Genomic DNA, 20,647 nt, shown 5'->3' with positions numbered 1-20,647 from the left:
ATTAGCATATTTGTACACAAATAACCGAGGGCATGATTTGCCTCGGATGAACTCGCACCTCCCGCAAGACCCCAGATAAAGAGGCTTTCATGGACCTGACGCTGAGCGATATTCTGGCGGCGCAGAAGGCGATCTCCGGCAAGGTTGTGCGAACGCCGCTTTTGCCGTCGCGCCACTTGAGTGCCGTCGCCGGAACCCCATTTTTCCTGAAAATGGAATCGATGCAGCCGACCGGCGCCTTCAAGTTGCGCGGGGCGACCAATGCGGCGCAGAATGTTCCGGCGGGCACACATACGCTGGTTTGCTGTTCCACCGGCAATCATGGCCGCGGCGTTGCCTATGCAGCCCGCGAACGCGGCCTCAAGGCGGTGATCTGCATGTCCTCCCTGGTGCCCCGGACCAAGGTCGATGGCATCAAGGCCCTTGGCGCGGAAGCACGAATCGTCGGGACCAGCCAGGACGATGCCTTGCGCGAATGTCAAAAGCTGTCCGGTGCGGAAGGCGTTGTTGAGATTTCACCGTTTGACGATCCGCACGTGATTGCCGGTCAGGGTACGCTCGGTTTGGAAATCCTGCAGGATCTACCGGAGCTGAAAACCCTGCTGGTGCCTTTGTCGGGCGGGGGATTGGCTGCCGGTGTCGCCCTTGCCGCCAAGAGCGTCAATCCGGCGATCCACATTGTCGGTCTGACCATGGACCGCGGCGCGGCCATGAAAGCCTCGATCGATGCCGGCAGGCCCGTTGAGGTTCCCGAAGTTCCGAGCCTTGCCGACAGTCTCGGCGGCGGCATCGGGCTGGACAACCGTTTGTCCTTTCAAATGTGCCGGGACCTGCTCGACGACATCGTTCTGGTGAGCGAAGATGAAATTTACCGCGCCATGCAGGTCCTTTATTACGAAGACAGTCATGTCGCCGAAGGCGCCTGTGTCGTCGGCATCGCTGCCTGCCTTGCCGGCAAACTAAGCCACCTCAAAGGTCCGGTTGCGACCATCATCACGGGGCGCAATGTCGATATGGATCAGTTTACCAGGGTCGTGACCGGGCAGGATATCCAGCTGGGCGACTATCACCTGAAGGGAACGCCCTATGGCGCATGACATCAAACTCGTCACCGAAACGGAACTGCGCCGGGTGGTTCCGCTTGACCTGGAGGCAATCGATTGCATCGAAACAGCCTTTGCAAAGCTTGCAACGGGCAAGGTTGTCATGCCGCCTGTCATGTCGATGGCACTGCCCGACATCAATGCCGAGGTCGACGTCAAAACCGCCTTTGTGCCAGGTCTTGACGGCTTTGCCTTGAAGGTTTCGCCGGGTTTCTTCAACAATCCCTCTCTCGGCCTGCCGAGTCTCAACGGGTTGATGGTGCTTTTGTCCGCCAGGACCGGGCTGGTTGATGCGGTGTTTCTCGATAATGGCTATCTTACCGATGTGCGCACAGCGGCTGCAGGCGCCGTCGCCGCGCGTCATCTGGCACCAGCCACTGTGTCGACCATCGGTGTGCTTGGGACCGGGGTCCAGGCGAAGCTGCAACTGATTGCAACCGCCAAAGTACGGCCTGCCCGGAACGCGCTGATCTGGGGACGTGACGCCGGCAAGGCCGAACAACTCGCCGACGAAATGACCGCTTTATTGGGAATCGAGGTCAAGGCGTGTGCAGATCGGGCCGACCTGGTGGCGCAGAGCCAGGTGGTGATTACCACAACCCCGTCAAAGGAACCCATACTTGACGCCGACTGGCTGCACGAGGGATTGCACATCACCGCCATGGGGTCCGACCAGGAGGATAAAAATGAACTCCATCCGTCGATCCTTGCCCGCGCGGATGTGCTTGTCTGCGACCGGATCAGCCAGTGCGAACTCCTCGGAGAATTGCGCAGCGCTTTGGAAACGGGAGCCCTGGAAGACAAGAACCGAGCCGCGGAGCTCGGCAACGTCATTGCCGGAACCGGCAATGGACGCCAGAGCGAAGACGACATTACAGTTTGCGATCTAACGGGGACGGGCGTTCAGGATACGGCGATTGCCACGCTTGCGCTCGGAAAGGTTCGGCGTACAAATGCCGGAACAACCGTCACCGCCTGACAAAGAAGGTCACAATGCTCAAACTCGACAGGCGCGACCTGGAGATCTTGAAGGTACTGGCCTCGGAGGGCCGCATTTCAAAAGCCGACCTTGCCAAACGCATCAATCTGAGCCCCAGCCCTTGTTGGAAGCGCCTGGAAAGACTGGAAAAGGCCGGCATCATTCAAGGTTATGCCGCCAGTCTTTCCCTGAAAAACCTGGCCCCGCACGTGACGGTCTTCGTCACTCTGGAACTGGAACACCACCGCACCGAGTATTTTCAGAAATTCGAGCGCGTGATCGGCGACTGCGATCAGGTTGTTGCCTGTTGGGCCATCGGTGGCGGTCTGGACTATCTGCTGCAGATCGTTGCCCGGGACATTGACGCCTATCAAAGGTTCATGGACGGCCTGCTCGACCGGGAACTCAGCATTGTCCGCTACTTCACCTATGTGGTCACCAAGCCGGTCAAGCAGATGGCGGCCCCTCCCCTGGAACAGCTCCTGTCCGGCTTCCTGGGAACGGAAGAGGAGACGGGCGCGGCAGAATTGGAATGAAACCACTCTGGTTCATGCCCACTTTGGTCGTTTCGTTCCTGCAGGCGCCTCTACCCTAAGCCTATCGAACAGAAGGGCCTTGTCATGCAAAACGTGACTCCAGTGGTAGCGCCGCTCGGCAACACCCTCCACCAACAGGTGGAAAACAAACACCTTGTCCGTCATTTCGGCTATATCGGCGCTCGCTGGCAGGATGCTGAGGGCGGCGCTGTGTTTTCCGTTACAGACCCGGCCGATGGCAGTTTTCTCGGCGAAGTCGCCAGGCTGAGTGGCCATCAGGCGCAAGAAGCAATCGGTGTAGCCAACGATGCATTCCGAAATTGGGCGGCCCTGCTGCCCCAGGACCGGGCAAAACATCTTAAAGCCTGGCACGCGCTCATTCTGGAAAACAGAGAAGACCTGGCGCTGATCATGACGCGCGAACAGGGCAAGCCGATATCAGAGGCCCGAGGCGAGATCGACTATGCCGCGTCTTTCATCGAGTTTTACGCCGAAGAAGCCAAGCGGCCGAATATCGAAAGCATTACGTCGCACCTGGCGGATGCGGAAATGGAAGTCTGGCGCGAGCCTTTGGGCGTTGCCGCGCTGATCACGCCCTGGAACTTCCCGTCCGCCATGATTACACGCAAGGCCGCGGCTGCGCTTGCCGCCGGCTGCACGGTCCTGGTTCATCCTTCCGAAGAAACGCCGTTTTCGGCTTTGGCGCTGGCCGAGCTTGCCGACCAGGCCGGCCTGCCGCCCGGTGTCTTCAACGTCTTGCCAGGCAAGGCACCCGAGATCGTTTCGCCCTGGATGGAAGATCCGCGCGTTCGGGCCGTCTCTTTCACCGGATCGACCGAAATAGGCCGGCTGCTTTATGCACAGGGCGCTGCGACGGTGAAGCGACTGGTACTGGAGTTGGGCGGCCACGCGCCGTTCATCGTCTTTGCGGATGCGGATATCGACTATGCGGTCGAGCAGGCCATTGCAGCAAAATTTGCAACCTCAGGACAGGATTGTCTCGGTGCCAATCGGATCATGGTCGAACGTCCGGCCTATGCCGCTTTCTGCAAGTCTTTTGCCGAAAAGTCTGCTGCGCTCACCCTTGGTCCCGGACTGGAAAATCCGGATATCGGACCGTTGATGCACGAGCGTGCTGTCGCGAAACAGGAGGCCCAGGTCAAGGACGCGCTGGACCGGGGCGCCAAATTGCTAACCGGCGGTAAGCGGCACGCGGCAGGCGCGCTGTTTTATGAGCCGACGGTTCTATGTGATGTCCCGGCGGAGGCGTCCATTTTTAAAGAGGAAACCTTCGGACCTGTCGCGGCCATCGTACCGTTTGACACGGAAGAGGAAGTCATCGCCAGCGCCAATGACAGCGAATACGGATTGATCGCCTATCTGCATACGCAGGATCCGCGGCGGATCTACCGTGCCAGCCGCGCCCTTCAATACGGCATGGTGGCCGTCAACCGGACCAAGGTCACCGGCTATCCCATTCCCTTCGGCGGGGTCAAACAATCGGGCCTCGGCCGCGAAGGCAGCCGCTACGGACTGGAAGCCTTCACCGACATCAAATTCGTCTGCAGGGACTGGCGTTGAGCCCCCTCACTTTCAAAAAGGAAAAACCATGCTGAAAAACGATCAACTTGACGCTTGGGACAGGGACAATTTCTTTCACCCCTCGACCCATCTTGCCCAGCATGCACGCGGTGACAGCCCCAGCCGGATTGTCACTGGCGGTGACGGCGTTTTCATCGAAGACCGGAACGGGACACGCCTGCTGGACGCCTTTGCCGGCCTGTATTGCGTCAATGTCGGCTACGGCCGCCAGGAGATCGCCGACGCCATAGCCGAGCAGGCCCGGGACCTTGCCTACTATCACGCTTATGTCGGTCACGGCACCGAGGCTTCGATCACGCTCGCAAAGATGATACTGGACCGGGCGCCTGATCACATGTCCAAGGTCTATTTTGGGCTTGGTGGTTCTGATGCCAACGAGACCAACATCAAGCTGGTCTGGTACTACAACAACATCCTGGGCCGGCCGGAAAAGAAGAAGATCATCTCCCGCTGGCGCGGCTATCACGGGTCAGGGCTGATGACAGGCTCGCTCACCGGCCTGGAGCTGTTTCACAAGAAATTCGATCTGCCGCTCCAAAGCGTGCTGCATACAGTGGCGCCGGACTATTTCCGCCGGGAAGATCTGTCCATGTCGGAAGCGGATTTTGTCGCCCATTGTGCGGCTGAACTGGAGGCGCTCATCGCCCGTGAAGGTGCCGACACGATTGCGGCCTTCATCGGCGAACCCATCCTGGGAACGGGTGGCATCGTGCCGCCGCCACAAGGCTATTGGCAGGCGATCCAGCCAATCCTCAAGAAACACGACATTCTGCTGATTGCCGATGAAGTCGTGACCGGTTTCGGCCGTCTCGGGACCATGTTCGGTTCCGCTCATTATGGCTTTGAACCTGATTTCATCACCATTGCCAAGGGCCTGACATCCGCCTATGCACCGCTCTCCGGCTCCATCGTCTCCGACAAGGTCTGGAAGGTTCTGGAAAACGGCACCGACGAGAACGGGCCAATTGGGCACGGCTGGACCTATTCCGCCCATCCGATCGGCGCGGCCGCAGGCGTTGCCAACCTGAAACTGATCGATCAGCTGGATCTCGTAGCAAATGCCGGCAAGGCAGGCGCCTACTTCAAGGCGGCGCTGGTGGACGGACTTGGAGACCATCCGAATGTGGGTGATATCCGCGGTGACGGTCTGCTCTGCGCGATTGAATTCGTCGCGGACAGAGACAGCCGAACCTTCCTGGATCCGGCAGCAAAGGCTGGCCCTCAGATCGCCGGCGCCCTGTTGCAGGAAAAAGTGATCGGCCGGGCCATGCCACAAGGCAACATTCTCGGATTCGCACCGCCGCTCTGCATCACCGAAAGCGAAATCGACGAAGTCGTGTCGGCAACGGTCAAGGCGGTCAGATCGGTTTTTCCGCAGTCTCGCTGATAGTCCTGTGTTTCAACAATCTTGGCATCCTGCTGATGCCAAGACTTGGCTCTTGGATGTTTGGGGTTGTTCCTGATATCACTGGGCACCCCGGCAATGCGAAAGCTACATGAACAACCATCAGGAAATCTGGATCAACGCCGAAGATGGTTCCTCCATATGCGCGCTAATCAATGGAGACGTTGGCTGGCTTATGTATTTGCGCCACAGTGGCGACACCGGTTTCAGCTCACGCAATCCGAACTACACCGGCGACCCGTCGTCTGAAATCGACTACATACTGTCGAACGGGCAGCAGGATTGGTATCCCGCGGCCTGGGCCCTGCCAGTTGAAAAGGTCCGAGAGGCGCTGGAGTATTTTCGCGCCAAAAACAAGGCACCACCCTTCATTCACTGGCATGACGATTCAAACCAGGGTTGAAGGCTATAATCAGCCCGGCGCAAATAATGCCGGGTCATAACTATCCCGCCTTCGCCGGCTGTCCCATCAGCGCTGGCACCACCTGGTCCGGCGGTCCCATCATGGCAATCTGGCCGGACTTCAGCACAACCACCCGATCCGCCAGTTTCATATGGCTCGGGCGCTGTGTGTTGATGATGATCGTGGCCTTGCCTTTCAGCTCCTCGATCATCGCCATGAATTTCTTGTCCCCTTCGAAATCCAGATGCGTGCCCGGATTGTCGAAGAGGTAAAGCGGGACTGACTTCACAAGCGCCCGTGCCAGAACGATGCGTTGTTTCATGTTGTCCGGGATCTGCTTCAGCAATTCACCATTGAGACGGGTCTCGAGCCCCTCGAAATTGTCTTCCAGGTAGGCAAGCAGTCCAAGCTGGTCGGTGACCTCTGCCAGCCGGGCATCCGTTGCGCCCGGGTCAGCCATCAGCAAGTTCTGCTTGACCGTTCCATAAAAGAAATCGAGATCGTCCGGCGCAAAACCGATTGCTGCACGCCACTCGGCAGCATCCAGCTGACGCACGTCGAGACCGTCAAACAGGATTGAACCCACCTGAGGCTGAAACAAACCAATGATCGACTGGAACAGGGCTGTCTTACCGGAACCGCTCGGCCCGGTGATTGCCAGGATTTCACCTTGTTTTACCGTCAGGTCCAGCCCCTTCAGCGAGGCCTCTGTCGCTCCCGGATAACGCAGGACCAGGGACGACATCTTCAGGTCCCCGCGGATATCACGGGCAATCTTTGGCAGGTGTCCGGGTTCTCGTTCCAGGGGAACCTGCATCAGATTGTTGATCTGATCGATCACCGTCCGGCTCTGGGCAAGCTGGGTGATGCTCAGGAATGCCTGGTTCATCGGGTTCAGAACGCGCCAGCTGAGTGCCATTGTCGCGATCAGGGCGCCGAGACTCATGTCGCCGTTCATCACCTGCATGGCGCCAATGCCAAGCACCATCACGCCGCAGATCGTCATAAGGGTCTGTGAAACTGTCTGCAGGACGTGGGTAATGTTGCGGGCGTGCACGTTGAGCTTGTTGAACTGCGTCGAGAGAAGCGAAAACCGGTCGAGCCAGATGTCCTCTACCGACAGGTTGCGCAGCGCACGCTGATTGCGGAAGGTCTCGATCATGAAGCTGTTGAGCTTCGATTTCTGTTCGCCGACGGCGGCCACTTCCCGCTGCACCTTCGGAAGGACGTAGACCGCCATCAGGGTGTAGATGCCCAGGAGCGCAAGGGGCGGCAAGGCCACCGGCCCACCGATCAGAAAGATGGCGAGAATGAAGATCAGCGTGAAGGGAATGTCGACAATGGCATTGAACAGCGAACTCTGGAAAATGTCCCGGACGCTATCGAAGTAACGCAGCCGCATCACCTGTGTGCCGATCGGCGCTTCCGACAGCATTGAATATGGCAAATGCAGGATCCGCTCGAAGGTCTTGGTGCCGACAATCGCGTCAATTCGCCCGCCGAGATAGGACTGAAGCCAGGTCTTGGTCCGGCGCAAAAAGGCTTCACAGAGTAGAATGATGGCGATGCCCACAGCCATGGTCAGCAAGACTTCGGTGGAACTGGCGCCCATCGCCTTGTCGTAGATGGCCATGATGAAAAGAGGCGGCCCGAGCGCCAGAATGTTCAGCACAAAACCAAGCGCCAATATCGAATAGATGCTGGTGCGGAAGCGCTTGGTCACTGTCGAGAACCAGCTGCGGCTGGTCTCAACCTGGCTGAGTTCCTCGGTGTCTTCATAGGCAAGATAGATCTCATTGGCCGAGATATTTCCCGGCGCCAGGATCACCGCCTCATCCGATGCGCCGGAATAGGCACGCAGATCGCCGCTTTCGGTCCTGCCGACCAGCACCTGAATGTCGTCCTTCGTGACGCGCAGACACGGAAACTGGCCGTGGTTCAGCTCGGCCGGCCGGCCGCGAAAAAGCTCGGTCCGGACATTGAGCCTGGTCAGAACCGTGCGCAGCTGCTGCAGGGTTTCAACGCGGTCGAAATGCGGCATGGCCTCAAACAGAAGCCGGTCATTGCCTTGCCAGCGCATTTCTCGCAGCAGGGGAACGAGACATCGTTCCGCAGGCGCCAGATCCTGCTGTTCGCCGCCGATTTGGCGATGCGGACCTGACGCTGGATCAAGCTCTGTCGTCAGGTCCTGCCACTGCCGGTGAACGGCATTTTCGGCCACCTGTACGTCCTTGAGGTTGAAAAGAGGTCTACTCACGCCGACTGCCCCACATTGTGTGTCGCAGCGGAGCTGGCGCCATCGTTCAGATCGTGCAGCTGCCCATCTTTCAATTCATATTGATGATCGGCCACGGCAAGCATCGATGGGCGGTGACTGATGATGACAACGGTCAGATACCCTTTCAGTCGCACCAGCGCGTCGATGAGGCCTTTCTCCGCCTGCTGATCGAGCTGCGCGTTGGCCTCGTCAAGGATCAGGACCTTCGGCTCTCCTGCCAGGGCACGTGCAATGCAGATCCGTTGCATGGTCGCCGACGGAACCTTGCCGCCAAGATCCGACCCCAACTGCGTTTCATATCCGCGCGGCAACAGATGGATCTCTTTTTCCAGTCCGATCAGCTTTGCGGCCATGCGAGCATGCGCAATGTCCGAAACCGCGCCAAACATCGTGATGTTTTCCAAAATCGTGCCGTTGAAGATTGCGGACTGGTTGTCGACATAGGCAATGGTCTTTCGCAGTGCCTGCTGATATCCGCCCTCGTAGCGCAGACCGCCGATGGCAACAGAACCGGTAGTTGGCGCCAGTTCACCGGTCAGGATCTTCATCAGGGTCGACTTGCCGCTGCCATCCGCCCCTCTGAAACCGACAAACTGACCTGGTCTGATGTCGAGATTGATACCGTGCAGGATGGCGCGGCGTCCCTCTCCTACCTCGACGGAGACATTTTCGAGCCTGATGGAGCCATCAGGCTCCGCCGGCAACGGTTCCTGGGGAGCGACTTCCTGCAACTCGAACAGGTCCTCGACCTGATTGTAATCGTGCTTCAGGCGCTGCATGTCGGTGAGCTGGTTGATGGCCCGCAAGAAGGGCTGAACAAACTGGCCGGACAGAAGCGTGCTGGCCGCCACACCGCCGACACTGAAATTGCCGTGGATCATCATCAGCGCGCCAAACAACACCACAAATACAGTGGTGAGCGTCCCGAACAGGGCAGATGCGTCCCTTGCCTGGCCCGACAAACGCATGTAGCGCGCGCTCAGTTCCGCTGTCGCCCGCTGCAGCCGCTCGAACCGCCGCATGATCAACGCTTCCATGGCCTGCGACTTGACGGTTTTTGCGCCCGACAGGACTTCAAGGATGAAATCGGACTTGCGGTCGTCCTGGTCGGCCCGGTCGGCTACGACTTGCTGCAACACCCTGTTGCGGTTGAGGGCGAACAGCATGAAGATGCCCAGAAGACAGACCGGCACCAGAGCAAGAGGTCCGGCGATGAAAATCAGAACCGCCAGAAATATGCCGCCTGCCGGCAGATCGATCGCCAAAAGCCGTCCCTGGTCCCCATAATGGTCAGCAATAGACTGCAGGGAGCGAAGCTGATGCACCTGGACGGAAACCGGCGTCTTGGAAAATTGTGCTGGCTCTGCATCCAGGACACGCCGGAACAGTTCCGTATGGGCCTGATGATTGAAGCCGGCTCCGAGACGGCCGACCACGGCGGCACGCGCAATCTTGATGCAGGCGTCGGCAATCAGAACGCCGGACACCCCGAGCGTCAGCACCAACAACGTATCGGTCGACGCGTTGGGCAGAACCCGGTCATAAACCTGCAAAATCGCCAACGGCATGGCCAGGCTCATGATGTTTGCAAAAACCGAGGCAACAACGACATCACGCGGCAATCCGGGGGACGAGATCCACTTGCCGGACGGCGAATGCCTTACCCGCAAACGGGGCAGGAAGAAGGATGAAAAAACCGAATTCAACATCTAGTGGCCAGAATCAGGAAGCTACTCGTTCAAACTGTTCTGTTCCGGTTTAAAAAGCGTTTACCTTACGGCGAAAATCCAGAATTTTATTAGAACTAAGCTCCAGAAACTATGGCGAATTTTCCGCTTTGTTAAGCACGGTAGCGTCAAGTGGCATGATCGGAAATTGTGCGGATGTTGAACCGGCATGGCAAGCGACACTGAGTCTCGTAAAAACAAAGACGGCAACCAGGCAGACGGAAATACGACTGAGACAAGAACCACTCTGAACTCGGAGAGCGTTCTTCATTCCGGTTTGCTCGACAATCGGGACCAGCATCTCGACAAGGCGCACGACTACCACCTTGACCAGGACATGGGCGAATCCATGGAACAGGTCAACGCCAACCTCCATCTGGGGAGCAAGGAAGAAGAAGAGACCTTCGGCGACGAGGAAGACACTGGTGGTGGCCTGTATGGTGCTGCCGATTACAGCCTTGCCCCGGAATTTGCCGACGGTGGCGAAAAAGTCACTGAAGATGAAGAATTGCTGGCAAATTCTGCCAATGGCCTGGGTTCGTTGCCTGTCGAAGAGACATCTGCCAACGACACGCCGGCATCCGGCGGTTCCTCGACAAGTGCAGAGGGCTTGCTGAACGGGACTGAGCAGCCGGATTTTACTGCTTCCCGCACTGAAGCCGGCTCAGCTGGTAGCAGCACAAATGGTGCAGCCGCCTCGACGGAGCCAAACGGTTCAGACACCGATGCGCCCGTAGAAACAGGTGATATCGCCTCGGACCTGTCCGCTGTCTCCGATGTCGATGCGGCCCTCAATGCAGTGAACGAAGACGCATCAGTCGGTGCAGCGACCGGCATTCGCGCTTCTGCGGACGTTGCCGATGGGGCATCCGTTACCTACAGCCTTCTCGACGATTCAGACGGCTTGTTTTCGATCGATCCCGAGACGGGAATTGTCACGGTTGCCGGAGCGCTCGACGCTGAAACTGCTGGCACTCATGACATCGTGGTTCTGGCGACGGCCTCGGACGGCCAAACGCAAACAGAAACCTTTTCGATCACGATCCGCGACGTCAACGAGCACGACGTCAGTTCGATCAGCACGGTTAGCAGTGTTGACCAGCTGTCCGAAGGGGCCTCTGGAGGTCAGGACATCGGCATCGAGGTATCGGCCAGCGATCTCGATGTCTCGGACACGGTTTCATACAGCATTGATGATCCGAGATTCGTGATCGACCAGGACGGCATCGTCAGCATTGCTGAAAATGCCGAATTTGATGCCGAAACCGAAGGATCCGTGACTTTCACCGTCACGGCAACCTCAACTGATGGCTCGACGTCCGAACAGTCTTTCACACTGAACATTTCAGATGAAAACGAATACGCGGTCTCTGACATTTCGGACAGCGACACCGCTGTCAACGAAATTGCTGAAGACGCCGCGGCCGGTACCCAGGTCGGCATCACTGCTCTCGCCTCCGATGCCGACGTTACTGACAGTATCTCCTACACCGTTGACGATGCCCGTTTCTCCGTCGACGAGAACGGCGTTGTCACTGTCGCTGATGGTGCGTCGTTTGATGCCGAGACAGAAGGCTCCATCGACGTTACGGTCACCGCGACCTCGACCGATGGCTCGACCTCGACCGAGACCTTCACCATCGCCGTTTCCGATGTCAACGAGAGCGATGTCTCTGCCGTCACCGATACGGATGCCTCCGACAACACCATCGCCGAAGATGCCACGGCCGGCACCCAGGTTGGTGTGACTGCATTCGCAACGGACGCAGACATCACCGACAGTGTCTCCTACACCGTTGATGATGCCCGCTTCTCCGTCGATGAGAACGGCGTCGTCACCGTTGCTGATGGTGCAAGCTTTGATGCCGAGACAGAAGGCTCCATCGACGTCACGGTCACTGCGACCTCCACCGATGGCTCTACCTCGACAGAGACCTTCTCCATCGCCGTTTCCGATGTCGACGAGAGCGATGTCTCTGCCGTCACCGACACGGATGCCTCCGACAACACCATCGCTGAAGACGCAACGGCTGGCACGACTGTTGGAGTGACCGCATTCGCAACGGATGCCGATGTTACTGACAGCGTCTCCTACACCGTTGACGATGCCCGATTTGCGGTCGACGAGAACGGTGTTGTCACTGTCGCTGATGGTGCAAGCTTTGATGCGGAGACTGAGGGTTCCATCGACGTTACGGTTATTGCGACCTCGACCGATGGGTCGACCTCGACTGAGACCTTCACCGTCGCCGTGTCCGATGTCGACGAAAGCGACGTTTCCGCCGTTACCGACACGGATGCCTCGGACAACACCATCGCCGAAGATGCCACGGCCGGCACACAGGTTGGTGTGACTGCATTCGCAACGGACGCAGACATCACCGACAGTGTCTCCTACACCGTTGACGATGCACGCTTTGCCGTCGATGAGAACGGCGTCGTCACCGTTGCTGATGGTGCAAGCTTTGATGCGGAGACAGAAGGCTCGATCGACGTCACGGTCACCGCGACCTCCACGGACGGATCGACCTCGACCGAGACCTTCACCATCGCCGTGTCCGATGTGGACGAGAGCGATGTCTCTGCCGTCACCGACACGGATGCCTCGGACAACACCATTGCCGAAGACGCAACGGCTGGCACGACTGTTGGTGTGACTGCCTCTGCCACCGATGCCGACGTCACCGACAGTGTCTCCTACACCGTTGATGATGCCCGATTTGCGGTCGACGAGAACGGTGTTGTCACTGTCGCTGATGGTGCAAGCTTTGATGCGGAGACTCAGGGTTCCATCGACGTCACCGTCACTGCGACCTCGACCGATGGATCGACCTCTACCGAGACCTTCACGATTGCGGTTTCCGATGTTGACGAGAGCGATGTCTCTGCCGTCACCGACACGGATGCCTCGGACAACACCATCGCTGAAGACGCTACGGCTGGGACGACTGTTGGTGTGACCGCATCTGCCACGGATGCAGACGTCACTGACAGCGTCTCCTACACGGTCGACGATGCACGCTTCTCCGTCGACGAGAACGGTGTTGTCACTGTCGCTGATGGTGCAAGCTTTGATGCGGAGACTGAGGGTTCCATCGACGTTACGGTTACTGCGACCTCCACCGATGGCTCGACCTCGACCGAGACCTTCACGATTGCGGTTTCCGATGTCGACGAGAGTGATGTCTCTGCCGTCACCGACACGGATGCCTCGGACAACACCATCGCCGAAGATGCCACGGCCGGCACCCAGGTTGGTGTGACTGCATTCGCAACGGACGCCGACGTCACTGACAGCGTCTCTTACACCGTTGATGACGCACGCTTTGCGGTCGACGAGAACGGTGTTGTCACTGTCGCTGATGGTGCAAGCTTTGATGCGGAGACTCAGGGTTCCATCGACGTCACCGTCACTGCGACCTCGACCGATGGATCGACCTCTACCGAGACCTTCACGATTGCGGTTTCCGATGTTGACGAGAGCGATGTCTCTGCCGTCACCGACACGGATGCCTCGGACAACACCATCGCTGAAGACGCTACGGCTGGGACGACTGTTGGTGTGACCGCATCTGCCACGGATGCAGACGTCACTGACAGCGTCTCCTACACGGTCGACGATGCACGCTTCTCCGTCGACGAGAACGGTGTCGTCACTGTCGCTGATGGTGCGTCGTTCGATGCCGAGACCGAAGGCTCCATCGACGTCACGGTCACTGCGACCTCCACCGATGGATCGACCTCGACAGAGACCTTCACGATTGCGGTTTCCGATGTCGACGAGAGCGATGTCTCTGCCGTCACCGACACCGATGCCTCCGACAACACCATCGCTGAAGACGCAACGGCTGGCACGACTGTTGGTGTGACCGCATCTGCCACGGATGCCGACGTCACTGACAGCGTCTCCTACACCGTTGACGATGCCCGATTTGCGGTCGACGAGAACGGTGTTGTCACTGTCGCTGATGGTGCAAGCTTTGATGCGGAGACTGAGGGTTCCATCGACGTTACGGTTACTGCGACCTCCACCGATGGCTCGACCTCGACCGAGACCTTCACGATTGCGGTTTCCGATGTCGACGAGAGTGATGTCTCTGCCGTCACCGACACGGATGCCTCGGACAACACCATCGCCGAAGATGCCACGGCCGGCACCCAGGTTGGTGTGACTGCATTCGCAACGGACGCCGACGTCACTGACAGCGTCTCTTACACCGTTGATGACGCACGCTTTGCGGTCGACGAGAACGGTGTTGTCACTGTCGCTGATGGTGCAAGCTTTGATGCGGAGACTGAGGGTTCCATCGACGTCACCGTCACTGCGACCTCGACCGATGGATCGACCTCTACCGAGACCTTCACGATTGCGGTTTTCGATGTTGACGAGAGCGATGTCTCTGCCGTCACCGACACGGATGCCTCCGACAACACCATCGCCGAAGATGCGACAGCTGGAACGACTGTTGGTGTGACTGCATCTGCCACCGACGCCGATGTCACCGACAGCGTCTCTTACACCGTAGACGATGCGCGCTTTGCCGTCGATGAGAACGGTGTCGTCACCGTTGCAGATGGCGCATCATTCGATGCGGAGACCGAAGGCTCCATCGACGTCACGGTCACCGCGACCTCGACCGATGGCTCGACCTCGACCGAGACCTTCACGATTGCCGTGTCCGATGTTGACGAGAGCGATGTCTCTGCCGTCACCGACACGGACGCCTCCGACAACACCATCGCCGAAGATGCAACGGCTGGGACGACTGTTGGTGTGACTGCATCTGCCACGGATGCCGACGTTACCGACAGCGTCTCCTACACCGTTGATGATGCACGCTTCTCCGTTGACGAGAACGGTGTCGTCACCGTTGCAGACGGCGCATCATTCGATGCGGAGACCGAAGGCTCCATCGACGTCACGATCACTGCGACCTCCACCGATGGCTCGACCTCGACCGAGACCTTCACGATTGCGGTTTCCGATGTCGACGAAAGCGATGTCTCCGCCGTCACCGACACGGATGCCTCCGACAACACCATCGCCGAAAATGCGACGGCTGGGACGACTGTTGGTGTGACTGCATCTGCCACGGACGCCGATGTCACCGACAGCGTTTCTTACACCGTTGATGATGCACGCTTCTCCGTCGACGAGAACGGTGTCGTCACTGTTGCCGACGGCGCATCATTCGATGCCGAGACCGAAGGCTCGATCGACGTCACGGTCACCGCGACCTCGACCGATGGATCGACCTCGACTGAGACCTTCACCATCGCCGTTTCCGATGTTGACGAGAGTGATGTCTCTGCCGTCACCGACACAGACGCCTCGGACAACACCATCGCCGAAGATGCGACGGTCGGCACCCAGGTTGGTGTGACTGCATTCGCAACGGACGCCGACGTCACCGACAGTGTCTCCTACACCGTTGATGATGCCCGGTTCTCCGTCGACGAGAACGGTGTTGTCACTGTCGCAGATGGTGCAAGCTTTGATGCGGAGACTGAAGGCTCCATCGACGTCACGGTCACCGCGACCTCGACCGATGGTTCGACCTCGACCGAGACCTTCACTATCGCCGTTTCCGATGTTGACGAGAGCGACGTTTCCGCCGTTACCGACACGGATGCCTCCGACAACACCATCGCCGAAGACGCGACGGCCGGCACCCAGGTCGGCATCACGGCCCTCGCTTCCGATGCCGATGTCACTGACAGCGTCTCCTACACGGTCGACGATGCACGCTTCTCCGTCGATGAGAACGGCGTTGTTACCGTTGCCGACGGTGCAAGCTTTGATGCCGAGACAGAAGGCTCCATCGACGTCACGGTCACTGCGACCTCCACGGATGGCTCGACCTCGACCGAGACCTTCACCATCGCCGTTTCCGATGTTGACGAGAGCGATGTCTCTGCCGTTACAGACACGGACGCAACGGACAACACCATCGCTGAAGACGCGACGGCCGGCACCCAGGTCGGCATCACGGCCCTCGCTTCCGATGCCGATGTCACTGACAGTGTCTCCTACACGGTCGACGATGCACGCTTCTCCGTCGATGAGAACGGCGTTGTTACCGTTGCCGACGGTGCAAGCTTTGATGCCGAGACAGAAGGCTCCATCGACGTCACGGTCACTGCTACCTCCACGGATGGCTCGACCTCGACCGAGACCTTCACCATCGCCGTTTCCGATGTTGACGAGAGCGATGTCTCTGCCGTCACCGACACAGACGCCTCGGACAACACCATCGCCGAAGATGCGACGGTCGGCACCCAGGTTGGTGTGACTGCATTCGCAACGGACGCAGACGTCACCGACAGTGTCTCCTACACCGTTGATGATGCCCGGTTCTCCGTCGACGAGAACGGTGTTGTCACTGTCGCAGATGGTGCAAGCTTTGATGCGGAGACTGAGGGTTCCATCGACGTTACGGTTACTGCGACCTCCACCGATGGCTCGACCTCGACCGAGACCTTCACGATTGCGGTTTCCGATGTCGACGAAAGCGATGTCTCCGCCGTCACCGACACGGATGCCTCCGACAACACCATTGCCGAAAATGCGACGGCTGGGACGACTGTTGGTGTGACTGCATCTGCCACCGACGCCGATGTCACCGACAGCGTCTCTTACACCGTAGACGATGCGCGCTTTGCCGTCGATGAGAACGGTGTCGTCACCGTTGCAGATGGCGCATCATTCGATGCGGAGACCGAAGGCTCCATCGACGTCACGGTCACTGCGACCTCCACCGATGGATCGACCTCGACAGAGACCTTCACCATCGCCGTGTCCGATGTCGACGAGAGCGATGTCTCTGCCGTCACCGACACCGATGCCTCCGACAACACCATCGCTGAAGACGCAACGGCTGGCACGACTGTTGGTGTGACCGCATCTGCCACGGATGCCGACGTCACTGACAGCGTCTCCTACACCGTTGACGATGCCCGATTTGCGGTCGACGAGAACGGTGTTGTCACTGTCGCAGATGGTGCAAGCTTTGATGCGGAGACTGAGGGTTCCATCGACGTTACGGTTACTGCGACCTCCACCGATGGCTCGACCTCGACCGAGACCTTCACGATTGCGGTTTCCGATGTCGACGAAAGCGATGTCTCCGCCGTCACCGACACGGATGCCTCCGATAACACCATCGCCGAAAATGCGACGGCTGGGACGACTGTTGGTGTGACTGCATCTGCCACCGACGCCGATGTCACCGACAGCGTCTCTTACACCGTAGACGATGCGCGCTTTGCCGTCGATGAGAACGGTGTCGTCACCGTTGCAGATGGCGCATCATTCGATGCGGAGACTGAAGGCTCCATCGACGTCACGGTCACCGCGACCTCGACCGATGGTTCGACCTCGACGGAGACCTTCACCATCGCCGTTTCCGATGTTGACGAGAGCGATGTCTCTGCCGTCACCGATACGGACACAACGGCAAATACGCTCTCCGAGAATGCGGCGGAGGGAGATGCGGTGGGCATTACCGTATCTGCAACGGATAGCGACGTCACCGACAGCGTGACATACACGGTTTCCGATAGCCGCTTCACCATCGATGAAAATGGCGAGGTTACCGTCGCTGCAGATGCTGCATTCGACTATGAAAGCGAACCGACGATTTATCTGACCGTCACTGCGACCTCCACGGATGGTTCTACATCCCAGGAAACCTTTGAAGTTTCTGTCGCAGATGTGGCGGAAGCCTATCAGATGGAAGAAGGCCAGACGACCTTCACCGACACCGGTGTTGCAGAGACGACCATTACCGGCAATGACAGTGCCGATACGATCACTGCCCATGATGACGGCAGCGAAATCTACAGCGGCGCTGGTGACGACACTGTTTATGGCGGTGACGGTGATGACCGCATTCTGTATGGCGAAGGTGCGGACGTTGTCTATGGCGGCGGGGGCAACGACTTCATCGACGACGAGGTTGGAAGCCAACCGAACACCGATGCCAACTACCTGGACGGCGGTGCAGGTAACGACACCATCTATGGTGGCGGCGGTGACGACACGCTGATCGGCGGTGAAGGCAATGACATGCTGGCCGGCGAGAACGACGACGATACGCTCGATGGCGGAAGCGGTGCCGACGCCCTTTATGGTCAATCTGGAAATGACACGCTCGAAGGTGGTGCCGGCAACGATTATCTCGACGGCGGCAGCGGCACCGACACCGCGGTTTATTCGGGTAACCGCGACGACTATTCAATCACCCAAAACGATGACGGCTCATACACCGTCGTCGATCTGCGGGACGGTTCTCCGGAAGGAACCGATACCGTCTACAACGTCGAGAATTTCCGGTTCGCCGATGGTGATGTGCTCGTCGGTGATCTTATTGCAGAAGACATTGGTGCGGTCTCCGATGCGGACAGCAGCGCCAATTCGGTTGCTGAAAACGCTGGCTCCGGTTCGACCGTCGGCGTGACCGCGTTTGCCGAAGACAGCAATACGTCCGATACGGTGTCCTACACCGTCGATGACAGCCGGTTCACGGTCGATGGCAACGGCGTGGTGACTGTCGCTGATGGGGCTAGTTTCGACTACGAGACCGAAACCGACGTTTCGATTACGGTTACGGCAACCTCGAGCGATGGTTCGACCTCCCAGGAAACCTTCACGATCGACGTGGCTGATGTGGCCGAAGACCTTCAGCTGTCGGATGGTGGCACGAGCTTCACCGACACCGGTGTTTCGGAAACGTCTATCACCGGAGGAGACGGTGATGACACCATCACCGCCCATGATGACGGTGGAAACCTCATCGGCGGTGAAGGCGACGACACCTTGATTGGTGGTACCGGCAACGATACGCTGACCGGTGGATCCGGTTCCGATACGCTTCAGGGCGGCGATGGCGACGACGTGCTGAATGCCGGTTCCGGCGCAACGGCAGCGATCGGTGGCACCAGCGCAGTTGCAGCGACCTACTCCTTGATCCATCTCGGCAACATGGCGGACATTGATACCGACGAGACCAACGGTGCCAGCGAAAACGCTGCCGACCTCCTTGGCTCTTACGGTGATGCAAATTCTCCGCTCTATGGCCAGACTGTCAGTGCGACTGCCAATGACACCAGCGGCGACGGTGTGCTCGCAGACAATGACTTTGAGGGAACGGCCGAGACATTCAACATCGGCGGCACCGATTACGCGTTGGATTCCCTTCAGGTCTACGACGCCACCGTTACCTTCACGGACGGCACAACAGGCACCTTCTCGGCCGTTGTCATCCAGCTTGAAGGTGGTGATGTCTACCTGGCGCCGGAATACATGTCGAACACGGATTCGGAGCTTTTGAGCAGCAAGCCAATCCAGGGCATTTCGCTCGATACGCTTACGATCGACAATGCAGGCATGTACGCCAACCGCCTGGACACGGACTATCAGGTTGAAGGCGATACGCTGGAAGGCGGCGCCGGCAATGACACGCTAATTGGTGGCGAGGCAGCCGATACCCTTGAAGGCGGCAGTGGCAACGACAGCCTTGACGGCGGAGCCGGCAACGACACGGCGATCTATTCCGGCAATTGGGAAGACTACGACATCGTCGACAATGGCGACGGCACATACACCGTAACCGACACGCGCAGCGGCGCACCGGATGGTGTCGACACGGTGACCAATGTCGAAAACTTCCGCTTTGCCGACGGGGACGTTGCCGTTGACAACTTGATCGAAACACCGGTCGGGGCGGTCACAGATGGTGATGCAAGTGCCAACACCATTCTGGAAAATGCAGCAGCAGGTACTCAGGTCGGCATCACGGCAACTGCGTCCGACGCAGACGGTGACGCGGTCAGCTACAGCCTGAGCGACGACCGTTTCTCGATCGACGCCGACGGGGTTGTCACGATCGCCGACCATGCATTCTTCGACAGCCAGGTCGAAAGCGCCATTGACCTGACCGTCACGGCGACCTCCTCTGACGGTTCGGAATCGAGTGAAACATTCTCGATTTCCGTTTCGAGCGACTATGACTATGAGTTCTCCGGCGGAACCGGCAGCGGCAGCTTCAGCGCGTCCGACCAGTCCTATTCGATCGATGGTGTCGGCGGTGACGATGTCATCGCGACCGGTGATTTTGACGACCGTATCGAGGGTGGCTCGATTGATGGCAACGACAACATCTCAGGTGGAGGCGGCCGGGATCTTCTGTTTGGCCAGGCTGGTAGTGATGTCATCAGCGGTGGCTCCGGTGACGACGTGATCGTCGGTGGCACCGGCAACGACAACCTGTCCGGCGGCGATGGTTCCGACCTGTTCATGCATGGCCTTGGGGACGGCAGCGACGTCATCAGCGGTGGCGCAGGCGTTGCCTGGACGGACGTTATCGATCTTGGCGGCGGCCCGGGTGTGACCTCTGCCGGTGAATACGGAACCGACTGGACCGTGACCATCACCAATGGCTCGATCGAGACAACCGACACGGATGGCAAGGTGCTTGAACTGTCGCAGGATGCGGACGGGTACATCGACTTCGCAGACGGCAGCCGGGTTACCTTCAGCGATGTCGAGGAAATCCGTTGGTAGCTGATGTCACCGGACAGCGGAGACTGACGAAAGCCCCTCCGGAAACGGCG

9 protein-coding genes are annotated in these 20,647 nt (G+C 58.7%); 7 read left to right on the top strand and 2 right to left on the bottom strand.

Annotated features, from left to right (window positions below; all coding sequences use genetic code 11):
- The first annotated feature begins 89 nt into the window (after positions 1-89).
- From eutB to CHH27_RS05480, 6 genes are all read left to right on the top strand, one after another.
- Positions 90-1,097: a hydroxyectoine utilization dehydratase EutB gene (gene eutB, locus CHH27_RS05505; protein ID WP_094070696.1), complete on the top strand. Its 1,008-nt coding sequence runs from the start codon at positions 90-92 to the stop codon at positions 1,095-1,097.
- Positions 1,087-2,082 carry a cyclodeaminase gene (locus CHH27_RS05500; protein ID WP_094070695.1) on the top strand — a complete coding sequence of 332 codons (996 nt, stop codon included), beginning with the start codon at positions 1,087-1,089 and terminating at the stop codon, positions 2,080-2,082. The genes eutB and CHH27_RS05500 overlap by 11 nt, the downstream gene beginning before the upstream one ends.
- Before the next feature lie 14 nt (positions 2,083-2,096).
- Positions 2,097-2,618 (top strand): Lrp/AsnC family transcriptional regulator, encoded by a 522-nt coding sequence (locus tag CHH27_RS05495; RefSeq protein ID WP_094070694.1) that lies wholly within the window; start codon positions 2,097-2,099, stop codon positions 2,616-2,618.
- An 84-nt stretch (positions 2,619-2,702) separates the two neighbouring features.
- Positions 2,703-4,199 carry an NAD-dependent succinate-semialdehyde dehydrogenase gene (locus CHH27_RS05490; RefSeq protein WP_094070693.1) on the top strand — a complete coding sequence of 499 codons (1,497 nt, stop codon included), beginning with the start codon at positions 2,703-2,705 and terminating at the stop codon, positions 4,197-4,199.
- Between the two features lie 28 nt (positions 4,200-4,227).
- Positions 4,228-5,607, top strand: coding sequence for an aspartate aminotransferase family protein (locus tag CHH27_RS05485; protein WP_094070692.1), 1,380 nt, complete (start codon positions 4,228-4,230; stop codon positions 5,605-5,607).
- Positions 5,608-5,716: 109 nt separating this feature from the next.
- Positions 5,717-6,028: an Imm1 family immunity protein gene (locus tag CHH27_RS05480; protein ID WP_094070691.1), complete on the top strand. Its 312-nt coding sequence runs from the start codon at positions 5,717-5,719 to the stop codon at positions 6,026-6,028.
- Between the two features lie 40 nt (positions 6,029-6,068).
- Here the strand turns inward: CHH27_RS05480 and CHH27_RS05475 are convergent, their stop codons facing one another.
- The gene (locus CHH27_RS05475) at positions 6,069-8,285 is read right to left on the bottom strand and encodes a peptidase domain-containing ABC transporter (protein WP_157738723.1); all 2,217 of its coding nucleotides are present in this window, start codon (positions 8,283-8,285) and stop codon (positions 6,069-6,071) included.
- On the bottom strand, positions 8,282-10,015 hold the full coding sequence (locus CHH27_RS05470) for a peptidase domain-containing ABC transporter (RefSeq protein ID WP_094070689.1): 1,734 nt from the start codon (positions 10,013-10,015) through the stop codon (positions 8,282-8,284). Before CHH27_RS05470 ends, CHH27_RS05475 begins: the two co-directional genes overlap by 4 nt.
- 187 nt (positions 10,016-10,202) lie before the next feature.
- Between CHH27_RS05470 and CHH27_RS05465 the strand changes: the two genes are divergently transcribed.
- The gene (locus CHH27_RS05465; RefSeq protein ID WP_094070688.1) at positions 10,203-20,597 is read left to right on the top strand and encodes an S-layer family protein; all 10,395 of its coding nucleotides are present in this window, start codon (positions 10,203-10,205) and stop codon (positions 20,595-20,597) included.
- Positions 20,598-20,647 lie beyond the last annotated feature (50 nt).

Source organism: Labrenzia sp. VG12 (assembly GCF_002237595.1).
Lineage (GTDB): Bacteria > Pseudomonadota > Alphaproteobacteria > Rhizobiales > Stappiaceae > Roseibium.
The sequence above is the reverse complement of the archived record's forward strand: the minus strand, read 5'-3'. Positions and strand labels throughout refer to the sequence as shown.